General features: G+C 68.2%; 17 protein-coding genes. 8 read left to right on the top strand and 9 right to left on the bottom strand.

All coding sequences use genetic code 11. The annotated features are described in order from the left end of the window. Nucleotides 1-50 precede the first annotated feature (50 nt). From OCEPR_RS07390 to OCEPR_RS07365, 6 genes are read left to right on the top strand one after another with little or no spacing between them, the layout of a single operon-like run. On the top strand, nucleotides 51-617 hold the full coding sequence (locus tag OCEPR_RS07390) for a V-type ATP synthase subunit E (protein ID WP_013458088.1): 567 nt from the start codon (nucleotides 51-53) through the stop codon (nucleotides 615-617). A 10-nt stretch (nucleotides 618-627) separates the two neighbouring features. Continuing rightward, nucleotides 628-1,611, top strand: a complete 984-nt coding sequence (locus tag OCEPR_RS07385; protein WP_013458087.1) for a V-type ATPase subunit — start codon at nucleotides 628-630, stop codon at nucleotides 1,609-1,611. Then, nucleotides 1,608-1,934 carry a V-type ATP synthase subunit F gene (locus tag OCEPR_RS07380; RefSeq protein ID WP_013458086.1) on the top strand — a complete coding sequence of 109 codons (327 nt, stop codon included), beginning with the start codon at nucleotides 1,608-1,610 and terminating at the stop codon, nucleotides 1,932-1,934. The genes OCEPR_RS07385 and OCEPR_RS07380 overlap by 4 nt, the downstream gene beginning before the upstream one ends. Nucleotides 1,935-1,953: 19 nt before the next feature. After that, nucleotides 1,954-3,690, top strand: a complete 1,737-nt coding sequence (locus OCEPR_RS07375) for a V-type ATP synthase subunit A (RefSeq protein WP_013458085.1) — start codon at nucleotides 1,954-1,956, stop codon at nucleotides 3,688-3,690. Between the two features lie 12 nt (nucleotides 3,691-3,702). Further along, nucleotides 3,703-5,106 carry a V-type ATP synthase subunit B gene (locus OCEPR_RS07370; protein ID WP_013458084.1) on the top strand — a complete coding sequence of 468 codons (1,404 nt, stop codon included), beginning with the start codon at nucleotides 3,703-3,705 and terminating at the stop codon, nucleotides 5,104-5,106. A gap of 12 nt (nucleotides 5,107-5,118) precedes the next feature. Further along, nucleotides 5,119-5,754: a V-type ATP synthase subunit D gene (locus OCEPR_RS07365; protein ID WP_013458083.1), complete on the top strand. Its 636-nt coding sequence runs from the start codon at nucleotides 5,119-5,121 to the stop codon at nucleotides 5,752-5,754. Nucleotides 5,755-5,814: 60 nt separating this feature from the next. On the opposite strand, the gene OCEPR_RS07360 is transcribed toward OCEPR_RS07365, so the two are convergent. The 5 genes from OCEPR_RS07360 to holA form a co-directional block, all read right to left on the bottom strand. Next, entirely contained in the window at nucleotides 5,815-6,288 is a 474-nt protein-coding gene (locus OCEPR_RS07360; RefSeq protein ID WP_013458082.1) for a hypothetical protein, read from the bottom strand. A 35-nt stretch (nucleotides 6,289-6,323) separates the two neighbouring features. After that, nucleotides 6,324-7,355, bottom strand: a complete 1,032-nt coding sequence (locus OCEPR_RS07355; protein ID WP_013458081.1) for a dipeptidase — start codon at nucleotides 7,353-7,355, stop codon at nucleotides 6,324-6,326. A 243-nt stretch (nucleotides 7,356-7,598) separates the two neighbouring features. Next, nucleotides 7,599-8,912 (bottom strand): TldD/PmbA family protein, encoded by a 1,314-nt coding sequence (locus OCEPR_RS07350; RefSeq protein ID WP_013458080.1) that lies wholly within the window; start codon nucleotides 8,910-8,912, stop codon nucleotides 7,599-7,601. Next, entirely contained in the window at nucleotides 8,909-10,303 is a 1,395-nt protein-coding gene (locus OCEPR_RS07345) for a TldD/PmbA family protein (protein WP_013458079.1), read from the bottom strand. The genes OCEPR_RS07350 and OCEPR_RS07345 overlap by 4 nt, the downstream gene beginning before the upstream one ends. Nucleotides 10,304-10,335: 32 nt before the next feature. After that, nucleotides 10,336-11,220 (bottom strand): DNA polymerase III subunit delta, encoded by an 885-nt coding sequence (gene holA, locus OCEPR_RS07340; protein ID WP_013458078.1) that lies wholly within the window; start codon nucleotides 11,218-11,220, stop codon nucleotides 10,336-10,338. 41 nt (nucleotides 11,221-11,261) lie between these two features. On the opposite strand from holA, the gene OCEPR_RS07335 reads away from it, so the two are divergent. Together OCEPR_RS07335 and OCEPR_RS12520 are read left to right on the top strand one after the other, a co-directional pair. Next, complete coding sequence (locus OCEPR_RS07335) at nucleotides 11,262-11,486, top strand: hypothetical protein (protein ID WP_013458077.1); 225 nt, start codon at nucleotides 11,262-11,264, stop codon at nucleotides 11,484-11,486. After that, complete coding sequence (locus OCEPR_RS12520) at nucleotides 11,483-11,920, top strand: putative toxin-antitoxin system toxin component, PIN family (RefSeq protein ID WP_013458076.1); 438 nt, start codon at nucleotides 11,483-11,485, stop codon at nucleotides 11,918-11,920. The genes OCEPR_RS07335 and OCEPR_RS12520 overlap by 4 nt, the downstream gene beginning before the upstream one ends. Before the next feature lie 70 nt (nucleotides 11,921-11,990). On the opposite strand, the gene OCEPR_RS07330 is transcribed toward OCEPR_RS12520, so the two are convergent. From OCEPR_RS07330 to OCEPR_RS07315, 4 genes are all read right to left on the bottom strand, one after another. Continuing rightward, nucleotides 11,991-13,064 carry a TIGR04053 family radical SAM/SPASM domain-containing protein gene (locus tag OCEPR_RS07330; RefSeq protein ID WP_013458075.1) on the bottom strand — a complete coding sequence of 358 codons (1,074 nt, stop codon included), beginning with the start codon at nucleotides 13,062-13,064 and terminating at the stop codon, nucleotides 11,991-11,993. Nucleotides 13,065-13,131: 67 nt separating this feature from the next. Then, nucleotides 13,132-13,461, bottom strand: coding sequence for a hypothetical protein (locus OCEPR_RS07325; RefSeq protein WP_049773522.1), 330 nt, complete (start codon nucleotides 13,459-13,461; stop codon nucleotides 13,132-13,134). Beyond that, complete coding sequence (locus tag OCEPR_RS07320; RefSeq protein ID WP_013458074.1) at nucleotides 13,458-14,099, bottom strand: SatD family protein; 642 nt, start codon at nucleotides 14,097-14,099, stop codon at nucleotides 13,458-13,460. The genes OCEPR_RS07325 and OCEPR_RS07320 overlap by 4 nt, the downstream gene beginning before the upstream one ends. Nucleotides 14,100-14,223: 124 nt before the next feature. Beyond that, the gene (locus tag OCEPR_RS07315) at nucleotides 14,224-15,729 is read right to left on the bottom strand and encodes an Ig-like domain-containing domain (protein WP_013458073.1); all 1,506 of its coding nucleotides are present in this window, start codon (nucleotides 15,727-15,729) and stop codon (nucleotides 14,224-14,226) included. Nucleotides 15,730-17,350: the final 1,621 nt, after the last annotated feature.

Genomic DNA, 17,350 nt, shown 5'->3' with positions numbered 1-17,350 from the left:
TTCGCCCGCGCCGCACGCGGCGTCGGGCGAACCGTCACGGGAGGCGGTGCATGTCTAAACTAGAAACGATCCTCCAGGAGGAGGTGCTGGCCGAGATCCAGCAGCTGATGGCCAAGGCCGAGGAAGAGGCGGCGGCGATCGTCGCCGAGGCCAAGGAGAAGGCCGAGGCGCTGGTAGCGGCGCAGCAGCGCAAGCTCGAGACGCGCAAACAGGCCGAGCTGCACCGCGCCGAGAGCGCGGCGGAGCTGGCGGTCACCACGGCCCGCGTCGAGGCCAAGGGTGAGGTCATCGCCACGATCTACCGTGAGGTGCAGGGCCGCCTCGAAGAGCTCCCCCAGAACCCGGAGTACCCGACGCTGCTCGAGCGCCTGGCCGAGGAGGCCGTGGCCGCGGTGGGCGAGGCCGAGGCCATCGTCGTCCACCCCGACGACGTCCCCCGGCTCAAGGGCTGGGCCGAGGGCAAGGGGCTGGCGGTGCAGGCCGACGACGCCGTGCGCCTGGGCGTCGTGGCCGTGGCCAAGGGCGGCAAGACCCGGGTGGCGAACACGCTGCCCGACCGGCTGGAGCGCGCGTGGGAGGTTCTTTCCGCCAAGGTCTCGCAGGTTCTGTGGGCATGAGGAGGTCCCGGTGACGGACGACTTTGGATACCTGAACGCGCGCGTGCGCGTCCGCCGCTCGAGCCTCCTGCCCGAGGGCTTCTTCCAGGAAGCCCTGAACCTGAACTTCGACGACTTCGTCGGCGCGTTGGGCGAGACCCCCTACGCCGAGCACCTGACCGGCGAGGACCTGGGCGCGGTCGACCGCGCCGTCGCCGCGCGCCTGCGGCAGGTCGTGGGCTCGCTGCCCGAGCTGGTGGGCGGCGAGACCCGCGAGGCCGTCGTCATGCTGCTCTCGCGCGCCGACCTGGCGAACATCAAGACGATCCTGCGCGCCAAGGAGGTGGGCCTCTCGGCCGAGGAGATCCGTGCCAACCTGGTCGGCGGCACCCTGCCCGAGGCCGTGTTGCAGGCGATGATCGAGGCGCCGGACGCGGCGGGCGTGGTGCAGGCCCTGGTCCTGCCCGGCCACCCGCTCTCGGCGGCGTTGCGCGAGGCCGTGGCCGCCGGTGGGGAGGCGGAGCAGATCGAGGTCGCCCTGGACCGGGCCTACTTCGAAGGGCTGCGCAAGCTGGCGGGAAGGATCGACGATGCCTTCCTGCAGGACTACCTGGCCTACGAGATCGACGGCGTCAACCTCTCCACCGCCTTCAAGCTGGCGCAGCGGGGGGGCGTGGCCGACGCCGACGCCTACTTCGTCAAGGGCGGGCGCCACGTCAGCGAGGCGCTGTTCACCCGCATCGCGGGCGGTGAGGTCGCCGCCGTGGACGAGCTCGCGGGTACGCCGCTCGAGCCGCTGGCGGCCGCGCGAGACCTGGGCGAGCTCGAGCACGCGCTGCGCTGCCTGCTGCTCGAACGCGCCGGGCGCGGTGCCTTCGACGCGGAGGGCGCCGGTCTGGTGACCGCGTTCGTCCGCGCCATGGAGTGGGAGGCGGCCCGCCTGCGCCTGATCGCGCGCCGCGCCTACTACCGCCTGCCGGTCGAGGCCGTGGAGCGGGAGGTGTTCTGCTCGTGAAGATCGCCGTGCTCACCGATCCCGAAACGGCCACCGGATTCCGCCTGGGCGGCCTCGAAGTGACGACCGCCCGGGACGAAGCCGAGGCCACCGAGCGTCTGGCCGAGATGGTCGAGAGCGACGAGTTCGCCCTGATCGCCGTGGACGAAGGGCTCCTGCCCGAGCCCTACGAGGCGGTGGAGCGGGTGATGCGGGGGCGCGACCTGCCGGTCCTGCTTCCCTTTACCTCGCTGGCGCAGGCCTTCGCGGCCGGCGAGGAAGACGCCACCGAGTACATGCGGCGGCTGGTGAAGTCGACGATCGGCTACGACATCAAGCTTTAGCGCAAGGAGGCAAACGGGAATGATCCAAGGAACCATCTACAAGATCGCGGGCCCGGCGGTCATCGCCAAAGGCATGAGCGGCGCCCGCATGTTCGACATCTGCAAGGTCGGCGAGGAGGGGCTGGTCGGCGAGATCATCCGCCTCGACGGCGACACCGCGTTCGTGCAGGTCTACGAGGACACCTCGGGCCTGCAAGTGGGCGAGCCGGTGGTCTCGACCGGAAACCCGCTCTCGGTCGAGCTGGGCCCCGGCATGCTTAACGCCATCTACGACGGCATCCAGCGCCCTCTCGACAAGTTACAGGACAAAACCGGCGACTTCATCGACCGCGGCGTCGTGGTGCACGCGCTCGACCGCGAGAAGACCTGGGACTGGACCCCCGCGGTCGAGCCCGGGGACGTGGTCTCGGGCGGTCACGTGCTCGGCACCGTGCCCGAGTTCCAGTTCACCCACAAGATCCTGGTTCCCCCGGGGGTCAGCGGCACCGTGAAGTCGGTCAAGCCCGCGGGGGCCTACACCATCGAGGAACCGGTGGTGGTGCTCGAGGACGGGACCGAGCTGAAGATGTACCACCTCTGGCCGGTACGCCGCGCCCGACCCATCACCTCCAAGGAGGACCCCAACGAGCCCTTCCTCACCGGCATGCGCATCCTCGACGTGCTCTTCCCGGTGGCCATGGGCGGCACCGCCGCGATCCCCGGGCCCTTCGGTTCGGGCAAGACCGTGACCCAGCAGTCGCTGGCCAAGTGGTCGAACGCCGACGTGGTGGTCTACGTGGGCTGCGGTGAGCGCGGCAACGAGATGACCGACGTGCTCGTCGAGTTCCCCGAGCTGGAAGACCCCAAGACCGGCGGCCCGCTGATGCAGCGCACCGTGCTGATCGCCAACACCTCCAACATGCCGGTGGCCGCGCGCGAGGCGAGCATCTACGTGGGCGTCACCCTGGCCGAGTACTTCCGCGACCAGGGCGTCTCGGTGGCCCTGATGGCCGACTCGACCAGCCGCTGGGCCGAGGCGTTGCGCGAGATCTCCAGCCGCCTCGAGGAGATGCCCGCCGAAGAAGGCTACCCGCCCTACCTGGCCGCGCGCCTGGCCGCGTTTTACGAGCGCTCCGGCCGCGTCGTCACCCTCAACAAGGAGCCGGGGGCGGTCTCGATCGTCGGTGCGGTCAGCCCTCCGGGCGGCGACATGTCCGAGCCGGTGACCCAGTCCACGCTGCGCATCGTCGGCGCTTTCTGGCGCCTCGACGCCTCGCTCGCCTACCGCCGCCACTTCCCGGCGATCAACTGGAACGGGTCGTACTCGCTCTTCATCGACATCCTCGACCCCTGGTACCGCAAGCACGTGGCCGAAGACTACCCCGAGCTGCGCAACCGCCTGCAGGAGCTCCTGCAGCAGGAGGCCAGCCTGCAGGAGGTCGTCCAGCTCGTCGGCCCCGACGCGCTGCAGGACGCCGAGCGCCTCATCATCGAGGTGGGGCGGATCGCCCGCGAGGACTTCCTCCAGCAGAACGCCTTTGACGCCGTCGACGCCTACTGCTCGCTAAAGAAGGCCTACGGCATCATGCAGATGATCATGGGGCTGTACGAGGCCGCTTCGGAAGCGATCCAGGCCGGCGTGACGATCGACGAGATCATCCAGCACGAGGTGATTGAGAAGATCGCCCGCGCCCGTTACGTCCCCGAGGACGAGTTCGAAGCCTACAAGGACGAGGTTCTGGCCGAGATCAAGAGCGCCTTCAAGGCCGCGGCCTAAGGGAGAAGAACCATGGATCTGTTCAAGAAAGAGTACACCTCCCTCACCTACATCTCGGGGCCGCTGCTCTTCGTGGAGAACGCCAGCGACCTGGCCTACGGCGCCATCGTCGAGATCAAGGACGGTTCCGGGCGCGTGCGCGGCGGTCAGGTCATCGAGGTCTCCGAGGAGTACGCGGTCATCCAGGTGTTCGAGGAGACCACCGGTCTGGACCTGGCCACCACCACGGTCAGCCTGGTCGAGGACGTGGCGCGCCTGGGCGTGAGCCCGGAGATGCTGGGCCGCCGCTTCAACGGCATCGGCAAGCCGATCGACGGCCTGCCCCCGATCACTCCCGAGAAGCGCGAGCCGATCATCGGTAAGCCCATCAACCCGGTGGCCCGCCGCAAGCCCGAGGAGTTCATCCAGACGGGCATCTCGACCATCGACGTGATGAACACGATGGTGCGCGGGCAGAAGCTGCCCATCTTCTCGGGCTCGGGTCTGCCGGCCAACGAGCTGGCCGCTCAGATTGCCCGCCAGGCGACGGTGCCCGGTGAGGACGTGCAGTTCGCCGTGGTCTTCGCCGCCATGGGGATCACCCAGCGCGAGCTTTCCTTCTTCGTGAACGAGTTCGAGCGCACCGGGGCGCTCGCGCGCAGCGTGCTCTTCCTCAACAAGGCCGACGACCCCACGATCGAGCGCATCCTCACCCCGCGCATGGCGCTCACGGTGGCCGAGTACCTGGCCTTCGAGCACGACTACCACGTGCTGGTCATCCTTACCGACATGCTCAACTACTGTGACGCGCTGCGCGAGGTCGCCGCGTCGCGTGAGGAGATTCCCGGTCGCCGCGGCTACCCGGGCTACATGTACACCGACCTGGCGACGATCTACGAGCGTGCCGGCGTGATCGAGGGCAAGAGCGGTTCGGTGACCCAGCTGCCCATCCTCTCGATGCCCGACGACGACCGCACCCACCCGGTGCCCGACCTGACGGGGTACATCACCGAGGGTCAGATCCAGCTGTCGCGCGAGCTGCACCGCAAGAACCTCTACCCGCCCATCGACCCCCTGCCCTCGCTCTCGCGGCTGATGAACAACGCCATCGGCAAGGGGAAGACCCGCGACGACCACAAGCAGGTGGCCGACCAGCTCTACGCCGCCTACTCCAACGGCGTGGACATCCGCAAGCTGGTGGCCATCATCGGTGAGGACGCGCTCACCGAGAACGACCGCAAGTACCTCGAGTTCGCCGACCAGTTCGAGAAGTACTTCATCAACCAGGGCTCGGCGAACCGCACCCTCGAGCAGTCGCTCGACCTGGCCTGGGCCCTGCTTTCGACGCTGCCGCAGTCCGAGCTGAAGCGCATCTCGCGCGACCACATCGGCAAGTACTACGGCGCCAAGCTCGAAGAGATCTGGGGCCAGGTCTAGCCGGGAGGCGTCATGGAACAGATCAGCCCCACCCGGATGACCCTCTTGCAAAAACGCAGCCAGCTGCAGCTGGCCAGCAAGGGGGTGGACCTGCTCAAGAAGAAGCGCGACGCGCTGGTGGGGGAGTTCTTCGCGCTGGTGCACGAGACGCTCGAGGCGCGCAAGCGGCTCGAGGACGCGGCCAAGGACGCCTACTTCGCCCTCTTCCTGGCCAAGGCCTTCGACGGTCCCGAAGCCGTGGACGCGCTGGCCCTGGGCATGCCCGTGCTGGGCAGCGTGGAGGCCGAGGTCGAGAACGTCTGGGGCACCAAGGTGCCCAAGCTGAACGTGGACTGGCCCGAGGGCGCGGCGGCGAGCCCCATCGCCACGGGTGGGCAGACCCTGAAGGCGCAGGAGGCCTTCCGCCGCTTCGCTCAGGCGCTCGTCGAGGTGGCCAACACCGAGACCCGGCTGCGCCGCATCGGCGAGGAGATCAAGAAGACCACCCGCCGCGTCAACGCGCTGGAGCAGGTGGTGATTCCCGGCGTGCTGCACCAGATGCGCTTCATCAAGCTGGTCCTCGAGCAGCGCGAGCGCGAGGACACCTTCCGCCTCAAGCGCATCAAGGCCAAGAGCGAGAAGGAAGAGAAGCAGCCCGCCACGGCCTGAACCCGTTTCCCGTTTGCCTTGCCGCGGGGCCCCAATGGGGCCCCGTTCGCCTTGCCGCCCTCAGAACCAGCAGGAGGTGGGCAGGGGCCCGGACTCCGCCAGCTTTGCGCCGAAACCCTGCGGCAGAACGACCGGTTCGAACCCGGTCGCCACGCTGCCCTTCAGGGCGTTCGCGGCGTAGCCGAGGGGTTTGACGTGCACCCGCACCACCACCTCGGTGTCGGGATCGATCAGCACCGGTCCGCCCGAGCGCGTGAAGGGTTGCTCGCGGGTGTGGGCGTGCAGCAACACGCGGCGGTAGAGCAGCTTCGACCCGTCGGGGGTGACCACTTCCCACCAGTCGGCGTAACGTTCGCAGCCGGTGTCGGGGCTCTGCACCCGAACCGCGAAGGTGTAGGCGCCCGCGCGCCCGTCGACCTTGACGTCCAGCACCTGGGCCGCGAGGGGCCGCGCCGGTGCGGGGGCGGGGCTTTTGCCCGAGGAGGTGGCCAGGGCCGAGGCCGCGAGCAGCAGCCACCAGAAAGCGGAACGCATACCGCAGGCTAGCCCCTGTGCATGAGAAGCGGCTGTCAGGGCAGCCAGCTGCGCAGCCAGCGAAGCCAGTTCTCGCCGAGGACGCCGGGGAAGACGCCCGCGGGCAGCAGATCCCCCAACCGCCGCAGGTCGGCGGGGCGGTCGAGCGGCTCGGGAAGCTCGCGGGCGCCGAAACCCCCGTCGAAGTCGGAGCCGATGCCCACGCGGTCCCAGCCGATCAGGCCGGCGACGTGCGCCATGTGGCGCCGCGCGGCCTCGAGCCCCGGTCGCGGCTCGCCCCGCTTCCAGCCTTCCTGCAGGAAGGCGTTGTAGAAGACGGTGCCGATCACCCCGCCGCGCTCGCCGATCGCGCGGATCATGGCGTCGGTGAGGTGGCGTTCGTGGTCCACGTAGCGGCGCGCGTTGGAGTGGCTGGCCAGCATCGGGCCCTCGTAGCGCTCGACCGCCTCCCAGAAAGAGCGTTCCGAGAGGTGGCTCGCGTCGAGGGCCACCCGCGGTTCGTCCTGCAGGGCCGCCATCAGCTCGCGGCCCAGCTCGGTGAGGCCGCCGGTGCCGTACCAGCTGCCGCCGGCGTAGCGGTTGCCGATCCAGGCGGGCCCCACCAGCCGCACCCCGGCGTCGGCCCAGAAGTTCAGCTCGTCCGGGGTGCGGATGGGGTCGGCGCCCTCCATCAGGACGATTGCGCCGACCACGCCGTCTTCCTCCCAGGCCCTCAGGTGGGCTTCGAGGCCGGCCCGGTCGGTGACGAGCCGAATCCGGCCCTCGTCCGCCCAGCGGCGGTAGAGCTCGAGCTGGCGCAGGGCCCAGGCGTGGGCTTCGTCCGGGGTGCGGTAGCCTTCGGGGTTGTGCTCGGGGTGGTAGGGGCTGGCGAAGAGGGTGGCGAAGACGAGCGCGGCGCCCGCCTCCTCCAGCGCCGGCAGCGTGACCGTGGGCACGTCGCCCTCCGTGCGCCGCCGCCTCAGCTCCACGAGCGGCAGGGTCAGGTCGAGCCCCATGTCGAGCACGTTGTGGGCGAGGTCGAGGTGCGCGTCCACGAGGGGAGGCTTTGGGGGTTTCACGCCATCCATGGTACGGCAGGAAGCCCGTCGTTCCAACGGCAAGGAGGGTTCGCAGGAAATGGCCTGTGGGAATCGGCCTGTGGCTCGTAGCTTGTAGCTCGTGGTTTTTCGCCGCAACAAGAGCCTTCGGTTTGGTTGCGGCGCAACAAGAAGCCCTCCCCGAGGGGAGGGCCGGGTGGGGACTTTGGGAACTGGGGGATCTAGAGATTTGCCTTCCCGGTCAAGGCCCCGTACGCCGATTCAAATCCTCGTTCAAGCACCTGCGAAAGCGACGTCGGCGACCTCGACCATGGGGCTCGCCCCCACCAGGAACATCACGCTCCACTCGAGTTCCTGGCCGACGGCCACGATGCGCTGGAGCAGCTCGAAGACGTTGCCGCTGATGGTGAAGTTTTCGACGGGATAGGCCTCCTCGCCCCCTTCGATCTTGAGGCCCAGCGCCTGCAGCGAGAAGTCGCCCGAGATGGGGTTGGCCCCGGCGTGCACGCCCATCAAGTCGGTCACGAGCACGCCCTCCTCGAGCCGCACGCCCGCGCCGGGGGCGACGATGAGGTTGTGCGGGGCCACGCCGAGCACGCCCTTGTAGCTGCGGGTGGCGTGGCCGGTGGGCTCGTGCCCCAGCTTGCGGGCGGTCTGGCTGTTGTGCAGGAAGCTCTCGACCACGCCCTCACGCAGCAGGTAGACCTTGCGCGTGGGGGTGCCCTCGGCGTCGAAGGGGGCGTTCATCAGGCCTTCGGGGTGGTCGGGGTCGTCGTAAAGCGTGAAGACCGCGCTCGCGACCTGCTGCCCCAGCTTGTCCGCGAGGCGGCTCTTGCCCTCGAGCACCTGCTTGGCGCTCCACATCGAGACGAAGGGCGCGAGCAGCGCCAGGAAGGCCTTGGGTTCCAGGTAGGCGGTGTAGCGGCCGCTCGGGAGCGGACGCGCGCCCAGCAGCCGGCCGGTTTTGTGGAGGAACTCCTGCGCGGTGCTGGCGGGGTCGAGGGCGGCGATCTCGCGCGTCACCTTGAGCTCGAACCCCTGTTTGACGCTCGCGCCCGCGCCCATCACCGCGTTCACCATCTGGTAGGCGTAGCCGCTGCGGTAACCGCCCTGGGCTCCCTTGGTGGAGGCCAGCTCGGTCTGGAACTCGCGTTCGCTATAGCTGGCCGCGCCCACCTGCCGCACCCGCGGGTCCTTCTGGACCTCGCGCTCGAGCGCCAGCGCCAGCCGCTTCTTCTCGTCCACCGGGGCGGAGAGGCCCTCGCCCAGCAGGTCGTGACGGCCGAGGGGGCGGCCGGGGGGAAGGAAGCCTTCGGTGTCGGCCTGCAGCTCGGCGTTCTCCACCGCCTCGGCGAGCACCCAGTCCAGGGCTTCGGGGGTGAGCTCCTCGGTGTAGGCGTAGCCCGTCTTGCCGCCGGTGACGACGCGCACCCCGATGCCCGCGCTTTCGGCCTCGGTGATCTCTTCCAGGTCGCCCTCCCGGGCGCGCAGCGTCAGCTCGCGGCTGCCGGTGGCCAGGGCCTCGAGCTCCACGCCGCGCTCGCGGGCGCGCTCGAGCAGGTAGGTTTGCGCTTCTTGCAGGGTCATCCTTCGCCTCCCACGACGATCTCGCTGATGAGCAGGTGGGGCTGGCCCACCTCGACGGGGATGGAGCCCGAGAGGGAACCGCACATCCCCGGCGCGTTCTTCCGGTCCGCCGCCACCGCCACGATCCGCTGGATGCTCTCGGGCCCCTTGCCCACGAGCATCGCGCCCTTTACGGGCTCCTCCACCCGGCCGTTTCGGATGACGTAGCCCTCCTGTACCGCGAAGTTGTACTCGCCGGAGCCGGGCTTGACCTGGCCGCCGCCCATCTTCTTGGCGTAGAGGCCGAACTCGATGCCCTCGAAGAGGCTCTCGATGGAGGCGTCGCCCGCTTCGATGAAGGTGTTGCGCATGCGGCTGGTGGGGGCGAAGGTGTAGTCCTGCCGGCGGCCGGAGCCGGTGGGGCGGTAGCCGGTCATCAGGCTGCCCCAGCGGTCCACCATGTAACTTTTCAGTACGCCCTTCTCGATGAGGACGGTGCGTTCGGTGGGGGCGCCCTCGTCGTCGTACTCCGACGAACCCCAGGCGTGGGGGAGGGTGCCGTCGTCGACGTAGGTGACCGCGTTGCTGGCGATCTGCTCGCCCAGCTTGTCCGTGAGCACGCTGGTCTTGCGGGCGACCGAGGTGGTCTCGAGCAGGTGGCCCAGCGCCTCGTGGAAGATGACGCCGCCGAAGGCGTTGCCGATGACCACCGGCATCGGGCCGGCCGGGGCGGGCCTGGCCCCGAGCAGGGTCCGCGCCTGCTCGCCGGCGGCGCGGCCGTGCTCGGCCGGGGGCTCCAGGTCGAAGAGCTCGAGCCCCACGCTCAGGCCAGGGCCGGCGAAGCCGGTCTGCATTCCCTGCTCGTTCTCGGCGATGGCCGTCACCATGTAGCGGGTGCGCACCCGCCGGTCGGTGTTCCAGACGCCCTCGCTGTTCACGACGAGGATCTCCTGGTCGCGCTCCAGCAGGTAGATCTGCACCTTCTTGATCTCGGGGCCCACCCGCGCGGCGGCGTCGGCCTCGGCCAGCCGCTCGATGCGCCAGCGCTTATCGCGGGCCTCGAAAGGCCGCTCGGGAGCGTGCCGGCCCGCGGGCGCGGTCTTGCGGAAGTCGAGGCCGCCGGCGCCGCGGGCGTCCACCCGGCCCCCGCCACCCTTGAGGCGGGCCAGGGTGTCGGTGACCTCGAGCAGGTTGGCCTCGCTGAGGTCGTTGGTGTAGGCGTAAACCACCTGGGTTCCGAAGAAGAGGCGGATCCCGGCGCCGCGTTCGATGCCGCTGGTGGCCTCCTGTACCTCCAGGTCGAGCAGGCGCAGGTTGCGGTTCTTGGTGCGCTCCACGTAGACTTCCGCGAAGTCGGCCCCCTGGGCGAGGGCGTGGGCGATCAGTCGTTCGGCCGTGCTTTCGCTGAGCATGGAACCATCGTACACGAAAACTGACCCGTGGGTCAGCCCCGCAGCGCCATCAGCACCCGCTCGAGCGCCAGCACCGGGTCGCGCCCCGTCTTGGCGGCCTTCTCGGCCTCGGCCAGCGCGTCGAGCGCGCGCAGCAGGCGGGCTTCGTCGATCCTGCGGGCAAAGGCCAGCAGCTTCTTGGCCGCGAAGGGGTGCAGCTTGAGCAGCGCGGCGGCGTCCTTCTCGGTCAGGTGGCGCCGCTGGAGCTCGGCCCAGAGGACGGCGGTGCGGGTGAAGTGCTTGCTCAGCGCGCCCAGGATGCGCAGCGGCTCCTCGCCGCGGTCCAGCAGCCCCCGCAGCAGCTTCATGGCGCGCTCGAAACGGCCCGCGGCCGCGGCGTCCACAAGGTCGAAGCTCGAAAGCGGGGGGTCCAGCGCCACCACCGCCTTCACCCGCTCGAGCGTGAGGGGGCCGTCGAGCAGGGCCAGCTTCTCCAGCTCGGCGTGGATGGCCTCGAGGTCGGCCTCGAGCTCGCCCAGGTAGTGGGCGACCGCCGCCGGCGCTTTCAGGCCCATGCGCTTCATCTCGTTCGTCACCCAGCGCACCTTCTCACGGTAGCGGGGGGTGGGGTGGTCGCGCTTCTCGGTGTGTTTGCCGAGCCAGCGGCTGCGGGCCGCGGTGGGTTTGGGGTCGTAGAGGAGGACCACGCTCTCCTGCGGAAGCGCCTCCAGCACCCCGCGCAGCTCCTTCCACTCGGCTTCGCCCGCCTCGCGCAGGTCCACGATCGCCCCGCCGGGGCCGAAGAGGCCGCCCCCGGCGGCCTGCTGCACGGCCATGGGCTCGGGCGGGAGCAGCCGCCACTCGAGTCCGCGCAGCTCGGCCTCGGCCCGCGCCGCCCGCCGGGCTAAAAACGGGTCACCGGTAAAGGAGACGATCACGCATTCATCTTAACCGTCCGCCGGTTTGTTAATATTGAAATATGGAAAGACGAAAGACCACCTTATACCTCGACGAAGACCTGATCAAGGCCGTCAAGATTGCGGCGGCTCGCGAGGGGCGCCGGGAGTACCAGGTGGTCGAGGCGGCGCTAAGGGCGTATTTCGGCCGCGACTTGTTAGACGAATTGTGGCAGCGCAACCAGCTTTCCGAAGATGAGGCCATGGCCATTGCCTACCGCGAGCTGGAAGCGGCGCGCGAGCGGTGATTCGCCTAGTAGTTGACCCGGGGGTTTTGATCGCGGCCGTTCTTTCCGCCGCCGGTGCGCCGGCGGAGTTGTTGCGTTACTGGCTGGACGGGGCGGTAGAGATTGTCGTGTCGGAAAAACTGCTGAACGAGCTGGACACCGTTCTGCAAAGGCCAAAGTTTCGCTCCTATTTGTCGGTCGCCGAAGCGAAAAGATATGTGGCTCTACTACGTCGCTGGGCCGAGGTGGCATCAGACGTGGAGAGCGGCGAGGCGTTTACCACCGATCCGAAAGACGACTACCTGGTGGCCCTGGCCCTTTCGTCCCGGGCCGATTTATTGGTTTCGGGAGACAAACACCTAACCGGGATCGAACACCCACGGGTTCCGGTTCTCACCCCGCGACAGGCGGTGGGGTTACTAAAAGAACTGGACCGGAAAAAGGGCGAAAGTTAGCGTCGGAAATATTCTCGATCAAATAAATAGCGGGCCCCAAGGCCCGCCGTGAGTGTCGCGGCAATAAACTTCAGTCCCCCGCCACCTCGGCCTTCCAGGCCTCGGGCACGTAGGCGCAGCGGGTCTCGGACTCGAAGGGGTCGCCGGTCTCGGCCCAGGCGCGGGCGCGGCTGCCCCAGCAGACGTTGCCGAACTCGCAGACGCGGCACTTGCCCTTCAGGTAGCTGCGGTCACGCAGTTTGCGGAAGAGCTCGGAGTTTTGGTAGATGTCGAGCAGGCTGCGCTCCTTGATGTTGCCCGCGCTCATCGCCAGGAAGCCCGAGGGGAAGACCTCACCCTGCGAGCTGATGAAGACGAAGCCGTAGGCGTCGTGCATGTGGACGCCGCGCTTGTTCTGCACCAGGGCGTGGTCGGCGTCCGCACTCTTCATCCGTTCCTGGATGACCACCCGGCGGAAGTGGGGCGCCTCGGTGGTGCGGATGTGCAGCTTGTGGGTCTTGGAGACCTGGTAGAGCCAGCGCAGCACCTCTTCGTACTCCTCGGCGCTGAGCTGCTGCAACAGGGCGCCGCGGCCCACCGGTACCAAGAAGAAGACCTCCCAAGCGGAGATGCCCAGGTCGCGGCCCAGATCGGCGAGTCCCGGCAGCTCGGGTTTCGTCTGCTTGGTGACCGTGGTGTTGATCTGGGTCGAGAGGCCGATCGAGCGGGCGTAGCGGAGGGCGTCCACCGCCAGCTCGAAGGTGCCGGGGACGCCGCGGAACTCGTCGTGGGTCTCGGCGCTGGCCCCGTCGAGGCTCACGGCCATGGCGTGCACGTCGAGCTCCTTGAAGCGGTCGATCACTTCGTGGGTCAAGAGCGGGGTGACCGCCGGGGTGATCCCGATCTTGATCCCCAGCTCGCGGGCCTTCTCCAGGATTTCCCAGAGGTCGTGCCGTTTGAGCGGATCGCCTCCGGTGGGGAGGAGGATGGGCTTGGGCTTGTAGGTGGCCATCTCCTCGAGGAAGCGGAAGGCCTCCTCGGTGGTGATCTCCCCGGGAAGCGGGTCGGGCTCGGCGCTGGCCCGGCAGTGCTTGCAGGCCAGATCGCAGGCGTGGGTCATCTCCCAGGCGACCAGGAACGGGTAGCGGTCAAAGTCCGGGCGCATGCTCCTAAATTAAAGCGTCGCGCTCAGGATTTCCCGGGGTAATTGTCCCTAGCAAAATCAAAAGAAACTAAATCAACACGTTTCCGACGGTTCCCCAGAATACCGCCCAGGCGAAGCTGGCGAAGGTGCCGAGCAGATAGTACTCGGTTTGCTCGCGGCTCTGGAAACGGGCGATGGCCTTGCCCGCGAAGACGAAGCCCACGCCGTTGTAGGCGCCGGCCAGGATCATGGTCAGGATCATCAGCCGCTCCAGGTAACCGATCCAGCGCCCCGCCTGTGCGAGTCCGGGTTCGACGCCCTGCACCCCCGGCACCTGGCTCAGGACGAAGCGCACCGCGTGGTTGCCGCCCTCGACCACCAGCAGGTAAAGCAGCACGTACTCGAGCGCCAAGATCATCCCCCCACCTCCTTTAGCAGCGCGCCCACGCCGGCCAGCCCCGCGCGCACGGCGAGAACGCCGCGGCCGTGCAGCTGCTTGTGCACCGCCTGGTAGCTGACGCCCAGCTCTTCGGCCAACGTTCCGATGTCCGCGACCTCATCGTAGCGCAGCGCGCGCCGCCACACCTCGGCGCTCCAGCGCTTCCACACGAACTCGACCAGGCCGAAGGTGCCGTCCGCCGCGGCGTCCAGGTCGGGTCGGCCGCTCTGCAGCACGAGCTGCCGCCTTTCCTTGCGCGCCCGCGCCAGCGCTTTGGCGGCGGCCACGAAGGCGGGTCCGGTGAGCAGCGACGGGTCCTCCACGTTCGCGAGCTCTTGATCGATGGCGCCGAGGCCCAGGCCGAAGCGGCTGCGCAACCGCCCTCCGGTGCGGCCGACGAGGCCGCCCTGGAGCCGAAAGACGAGGGCCAGGGCATCCGGGCCGGCGACCGCGACCCCCTGGAAGGCGTCGCCCTGGATCACGTCGAGGGGTACGAGCAGCGCCTCCGAGAACCGGGCGTTGACCTGGTTCACGACTTCGGAAAGGACGCGGGCGGCCTTGTCGGCGCCGTAGGCGCGCGAAGCGACGAGGTCGCCGCTGAGGACCACCGGGGTCATGCGCTCAGGATAAGCCGTTGGCCCGGAATAGTCAACCGTTAAAAGTTGAAATAGACAAATTAAACCTGAAAAGGTTGCACGCCGCCGGGAAGTCTCCGGCGGCGTGCGTGCGTGGAGCCTCGCGCTACTGGGCGAGACCGTTGTGAAGCTTGGCGTGCAGCACGTAGCCGCCGCTGCCGTCGTCTTCGCTCCAGACGACGACGGGATGACCGCCGGCGTTCACCGCCAGGTCGAAGGAGTAGAGTTCCTGACCGAAGTCGAGGTTGACCTCGTCCGCATAGGAATCCCAGGCGGTGCCGTTCCAGTGCATCACGATGAGGTGGCCCCTCACGTTGGTGGCGATGACGGGCCGGCCCTGGGGATCGAGCTCGAGCGCCACCTGGAACCCCCCGGCGTTCACCAGGTCGCTGCTCCCGTAGCTCCGCCAGGCGCTCCCGTCCCAGTACTTGGCGAAGATGCCCAGGCTGTTCGACTGCTCACGCCAGGCGATCACCGGCCGGTCGTCGGCGTCCAGCGCCATGTCCAGGGAGGGGATGAAATCACCGGTGGACTCGAAGATCTCCGGCGGGCTGCCGTAGAAGCTGTCGGTCCCGGTGTTCTTCACGTAGATGACCTTGCCGCTGGCCGTGTTCTCGACCCAGGAAAGGACCAGGCTGCCGTTCGCGGCCATCTTGGCGACGGGGGCGATGGCGTCGCGGTCGGCGTCGAAGTTGTCCGGGGTCACCACGCCGATCCAGCCAAGGTTATCGGTGTATCCGCTGCGGTAGACGCGGTAGGCGGTCGATCCGGAGACCGTCGATTGTTCGGAGAAGAAGACGCCCGGGTTGCCGTCGTTCCCGATCACCAGACTGGCGCCGTGGGCCGCGTCGGAAAGGGTGCGGTCGAGCGCCCCGCCGCCGCCGTAGCCCGTCCAGGCGCTGCCGTCCCAGTGCCGAACGAAGACGTTGTCGTGGTTCGTGGCGTTGTACTCACGGAAGGCCACCACCGGGTTGCCGTCGGGATCGAGCTCCAGGTCGGGGTCGAAGGCGCTGTCGCTGCTACCCGAGTTGAAGGGATTACCAATGCTTTCCCAGGTATTGCCGTTCCAGCGGCGGACGACGATGCGGTACCCGGAGGCCTCGGCGGACTCGAAGGCGACGACGGGCCGGCCTTCGGCGTCCAGGGCGACCGAGGGGTCGTCGGCGTCGGTCGCGGCGTCTTCCTGAACGAAGGAGCCCAGCTCGACCCAGTCGTCGGCGGTGGTGAAGCTGAAGGAGGTCGAAAGCGCAGACCCCCGGGTGTTCTCGATGCCGTCGATCCGCACGGTCAGGGTGGCCGGCAGGCTGGCGGGGGCGGAGGTCAGGGTGAGGGTCAGGGTCTTGCCGTCGCTCGAAAAGGCTTTGTCGTAGCTCAGTTCGTTGCTGCCGTCGAGGACCTTGAGGCTGTCGGGCGTAACCGTTTGGGCGGCGACCGCCACGTTGAAGTCGAGCTCGATGGCGTCGGCCAGGAGCACCCCGGTGGCGTCCGTGGAGGGGGTGTGCGAGGTGAGCTCGAGCGGCGGGACGGGGGCACCGCCGCACCCCAGGAAGGCGAGGGGCAGCGCAGCGGCGAGGGCGAGAAGTGCAAGGCGGAAGTAAGAAAAACGATTCATACGAATTCATCTCCTATCGGCCCCGATGGGCAGGTGCAACCGGCCCGTGTTTATAAAGGCCAGCCTGGACGAGCGCTGACTTTTTCCGAGCCGAGGCATTGTACCGTGACCAGGAAGGGCTAAATGTCCGGGGGTGGGGAAGCGCGAAGCCTTCCCTGCGCGGATCGCCCGCCGTGCGCTCCGACCGGCTGGCCGCGCGCACGCCGCCAAAGTAGAAGTTCCTACGCTCCCGGAGGATGAGGCGGAGTACGCCCACCAGGGCGCCCGGGGTAGCGCCCGCCCCGGCTCGACCTCGAGGCGGCGGTTTTTGCAGCAGACGCGCGGGGCGGCAACCGCCTTCGAGGTTCCACCCCTAGCGTGGGCGGGTGGACCGCCGTCCGAAAACGGCGGTTCGGACACGGCGGGAGCCGCCGGAGCCGAGGGCGTAGGCGCCGGTTTCGGACCGCAAGATCACCGGCGCCATCATCGGGGCCAGGCGCACCCCAGGTAGGGGAGGCGGGCGGTCGGATGGCGGCGCGTCGTCTTCGCCCGGCAGGTAGTTGGGCAAGACGCCGGTAGCGGGGGGCCACCGGCCCCGAGCCCTCGCCGTCGGTAACGGTCATGGCCGGCGGGCGGCCTTCGCCGTCGCAAATCGAAAAATGGGTGGTGCCGCGACGCGGCCCCGCATCGGCCGCGCGGCGCATGGCCTGGGCCAGGCCGGGTCTCGCGCAGGTCAAAACGGCCCGCTTGGCCGGGGGCGCGAGCTGCTTATTTCTCCTCCAGCCCGAAGACGTACCCCGGGCGAGTGAGCCAGATAGCGAACGAGACCCGGGGTCCATGCTGTCCGGAAAACCGACATTAGGTTGACGCCAACTACCCGCCGTTTGTTTGCCGGGGTGTTGATGCAACTTCAATCACGGGTTGATGACTCGGTCTGGATCCCAGGTCGCGCGGCTTCGCCGCTTGCCTGGGATGACGAGATTGTGTTTGGATCAAATCGAACCCACTTCGTCATTCCAGCCAAGCAGGCGGTTGCCTGTGCGGGCTGGAATCCAGAGCTTAAAGCATAGTAAGTGCTTCGTCTTTGTCTTATAGCGGCTTAAAGCCCTCCCCTTGGGAAGGTGGTTGCGTAGCAACCGAAAGGGGTTTTTCTATTCAGGATGTAGGAGGTTGAATGTGGGGTGTAGGGTGGCCACGAATCGGCACCCGACATCTGGCTATTGCATCACCAACAACCCCCACCCCGGCCCTCCCCAAGGGGAGGGAGCATTGTTTTGCGGCAACCGAACCGTGGCGTTTGGGCGCGGCATGGACCCGGCTCGCGGTCGCTGCGCTCCCTTGGCCGGGGATACGAACCGCTTTTCTGTCCCCAAGTCCAAAGACGTATCCCCGGGCGAACCCGCGAAGCGGGTGAGACCCGGGGTCCATGCCGTCACGCACAGCCGACGTTTCGTTGCCATGGACCGACCTGCCACGGGCCACGGGCTACAGGCCACAAGCCGCTTTTCCGGAATGTTGACGCAGCTTCAGTCATGGATCGGTAACTCGGTCTGGATCCCAGGTCGCGCGGCTTCGCCGCTTGCCTGGGATGACGAGAGAAAAATCAGAAAATAGTCGTGGGCGGCGTGCCACGTCGTTGGTA

The organism is Oceanithermus profundus DSM 14977 (genome assembly GCF_000183745.1).
Lineage (GTDB): Bacteria > Deinococcota > Deinococci > Deinococcales > Marinithermaceae > Oceanithermus > Oceanithermus profundus.
Note: the sequence above shows the minus strand (reverse complement) of the source record. Positions and strands in the feature narration are given on the sequence as shown.

Coding starts and splice junctions, on each gene's coding strand:
- OCEPR_RS07370 (WP_013458084.1), top strand. CDS start 3,703: ATGGATCTGTTCAAGAAAGAGTACACCTCCCTCACCTACATCTCGGGG.
- OCEPR_RS07375 (WP_013458085.1), top strand. CDS start 1,954: ATGATCCAAGGAACCATCTACAAGATCGCGGGCCCGGCGGTCATCGCC.
- OCEPR_RS07390 (WP_013458088.1), top strand. CDS start 51: ATGTCTAAACTAGAAACGATCCTCCAGGAGGAGGTGCTGGCCGAGATC.
- OCEPR_RS07325 (WP_049773522.1), bottom strand. CDS start 13,461: ATGATCTTGGCGCTCGAGTACGTGCTGCTTTACCTGCTGGTGGTCGAG.
- OCEPR_RS07365 (WP_013458083.1), top strand. CDS start 5,119: ATGGAACAGATCAGCCCCACCCGGATGACCCTCTTGCAAAAACGCAGC.
- OCEPR_RS07350 (WP_013458080.1), bottom strand. CDS start 8,912: ATGACCCTGCAAGAAGCGCAAACCTACCTGCTCGAGCGCGCCCGCGAG.
- OCEPR_RS07330 (WP_013458075.1), bottom strand. CDS start 13,064: ATGCGCCCGGACTTTGACCGCTACCCGTTCCTGGTCGCCTGGGAGATG.
- OCEPR_RS07335 (WP_013458077.1), top strand. CDS start 11,262: ATGGAAAGACGAAAGACCACCTTATACCTCGACGAAGACCTGATCAAG.
- OCEPR_RS07355 (WP_013458081.1), bottom strand. CDS start 7,355: ATGGATGGCGTGAAACCCCCAAAGCCTCCCCTCGTGGACGCGCACCTC.
- OCEPR_RS07315 (WP_013458073.1), bottom strand. CDS start 15,729: ATGAATCGTTTTTCTTACTTCCGCCTTGCACTTCTCGCCCTCGCCGCT.
- OCEPR_RS07345 (WP_013458079.1), bottom strand. CDS start 10,303: ATGCTCAGCGAAAGCACGGCCGAACGACTGATCGCCCACGCCCTCGCC.
- OCEPR_RS07320 (WP_013458074.1), bottom strand. CDS start 14,099: ATGACCCCGGTGGTCCTCAGCGGCGACCTCGTCGCTTCGCGCGCCTAC.
- OCEPR_RS07360 (WP_013458082.1), bottom strand. CDS start 6,288: ATGCGTTCCGCTTTCTGGTGGCTGCTGCTCGCGGCCTCGGCCCTGGCC.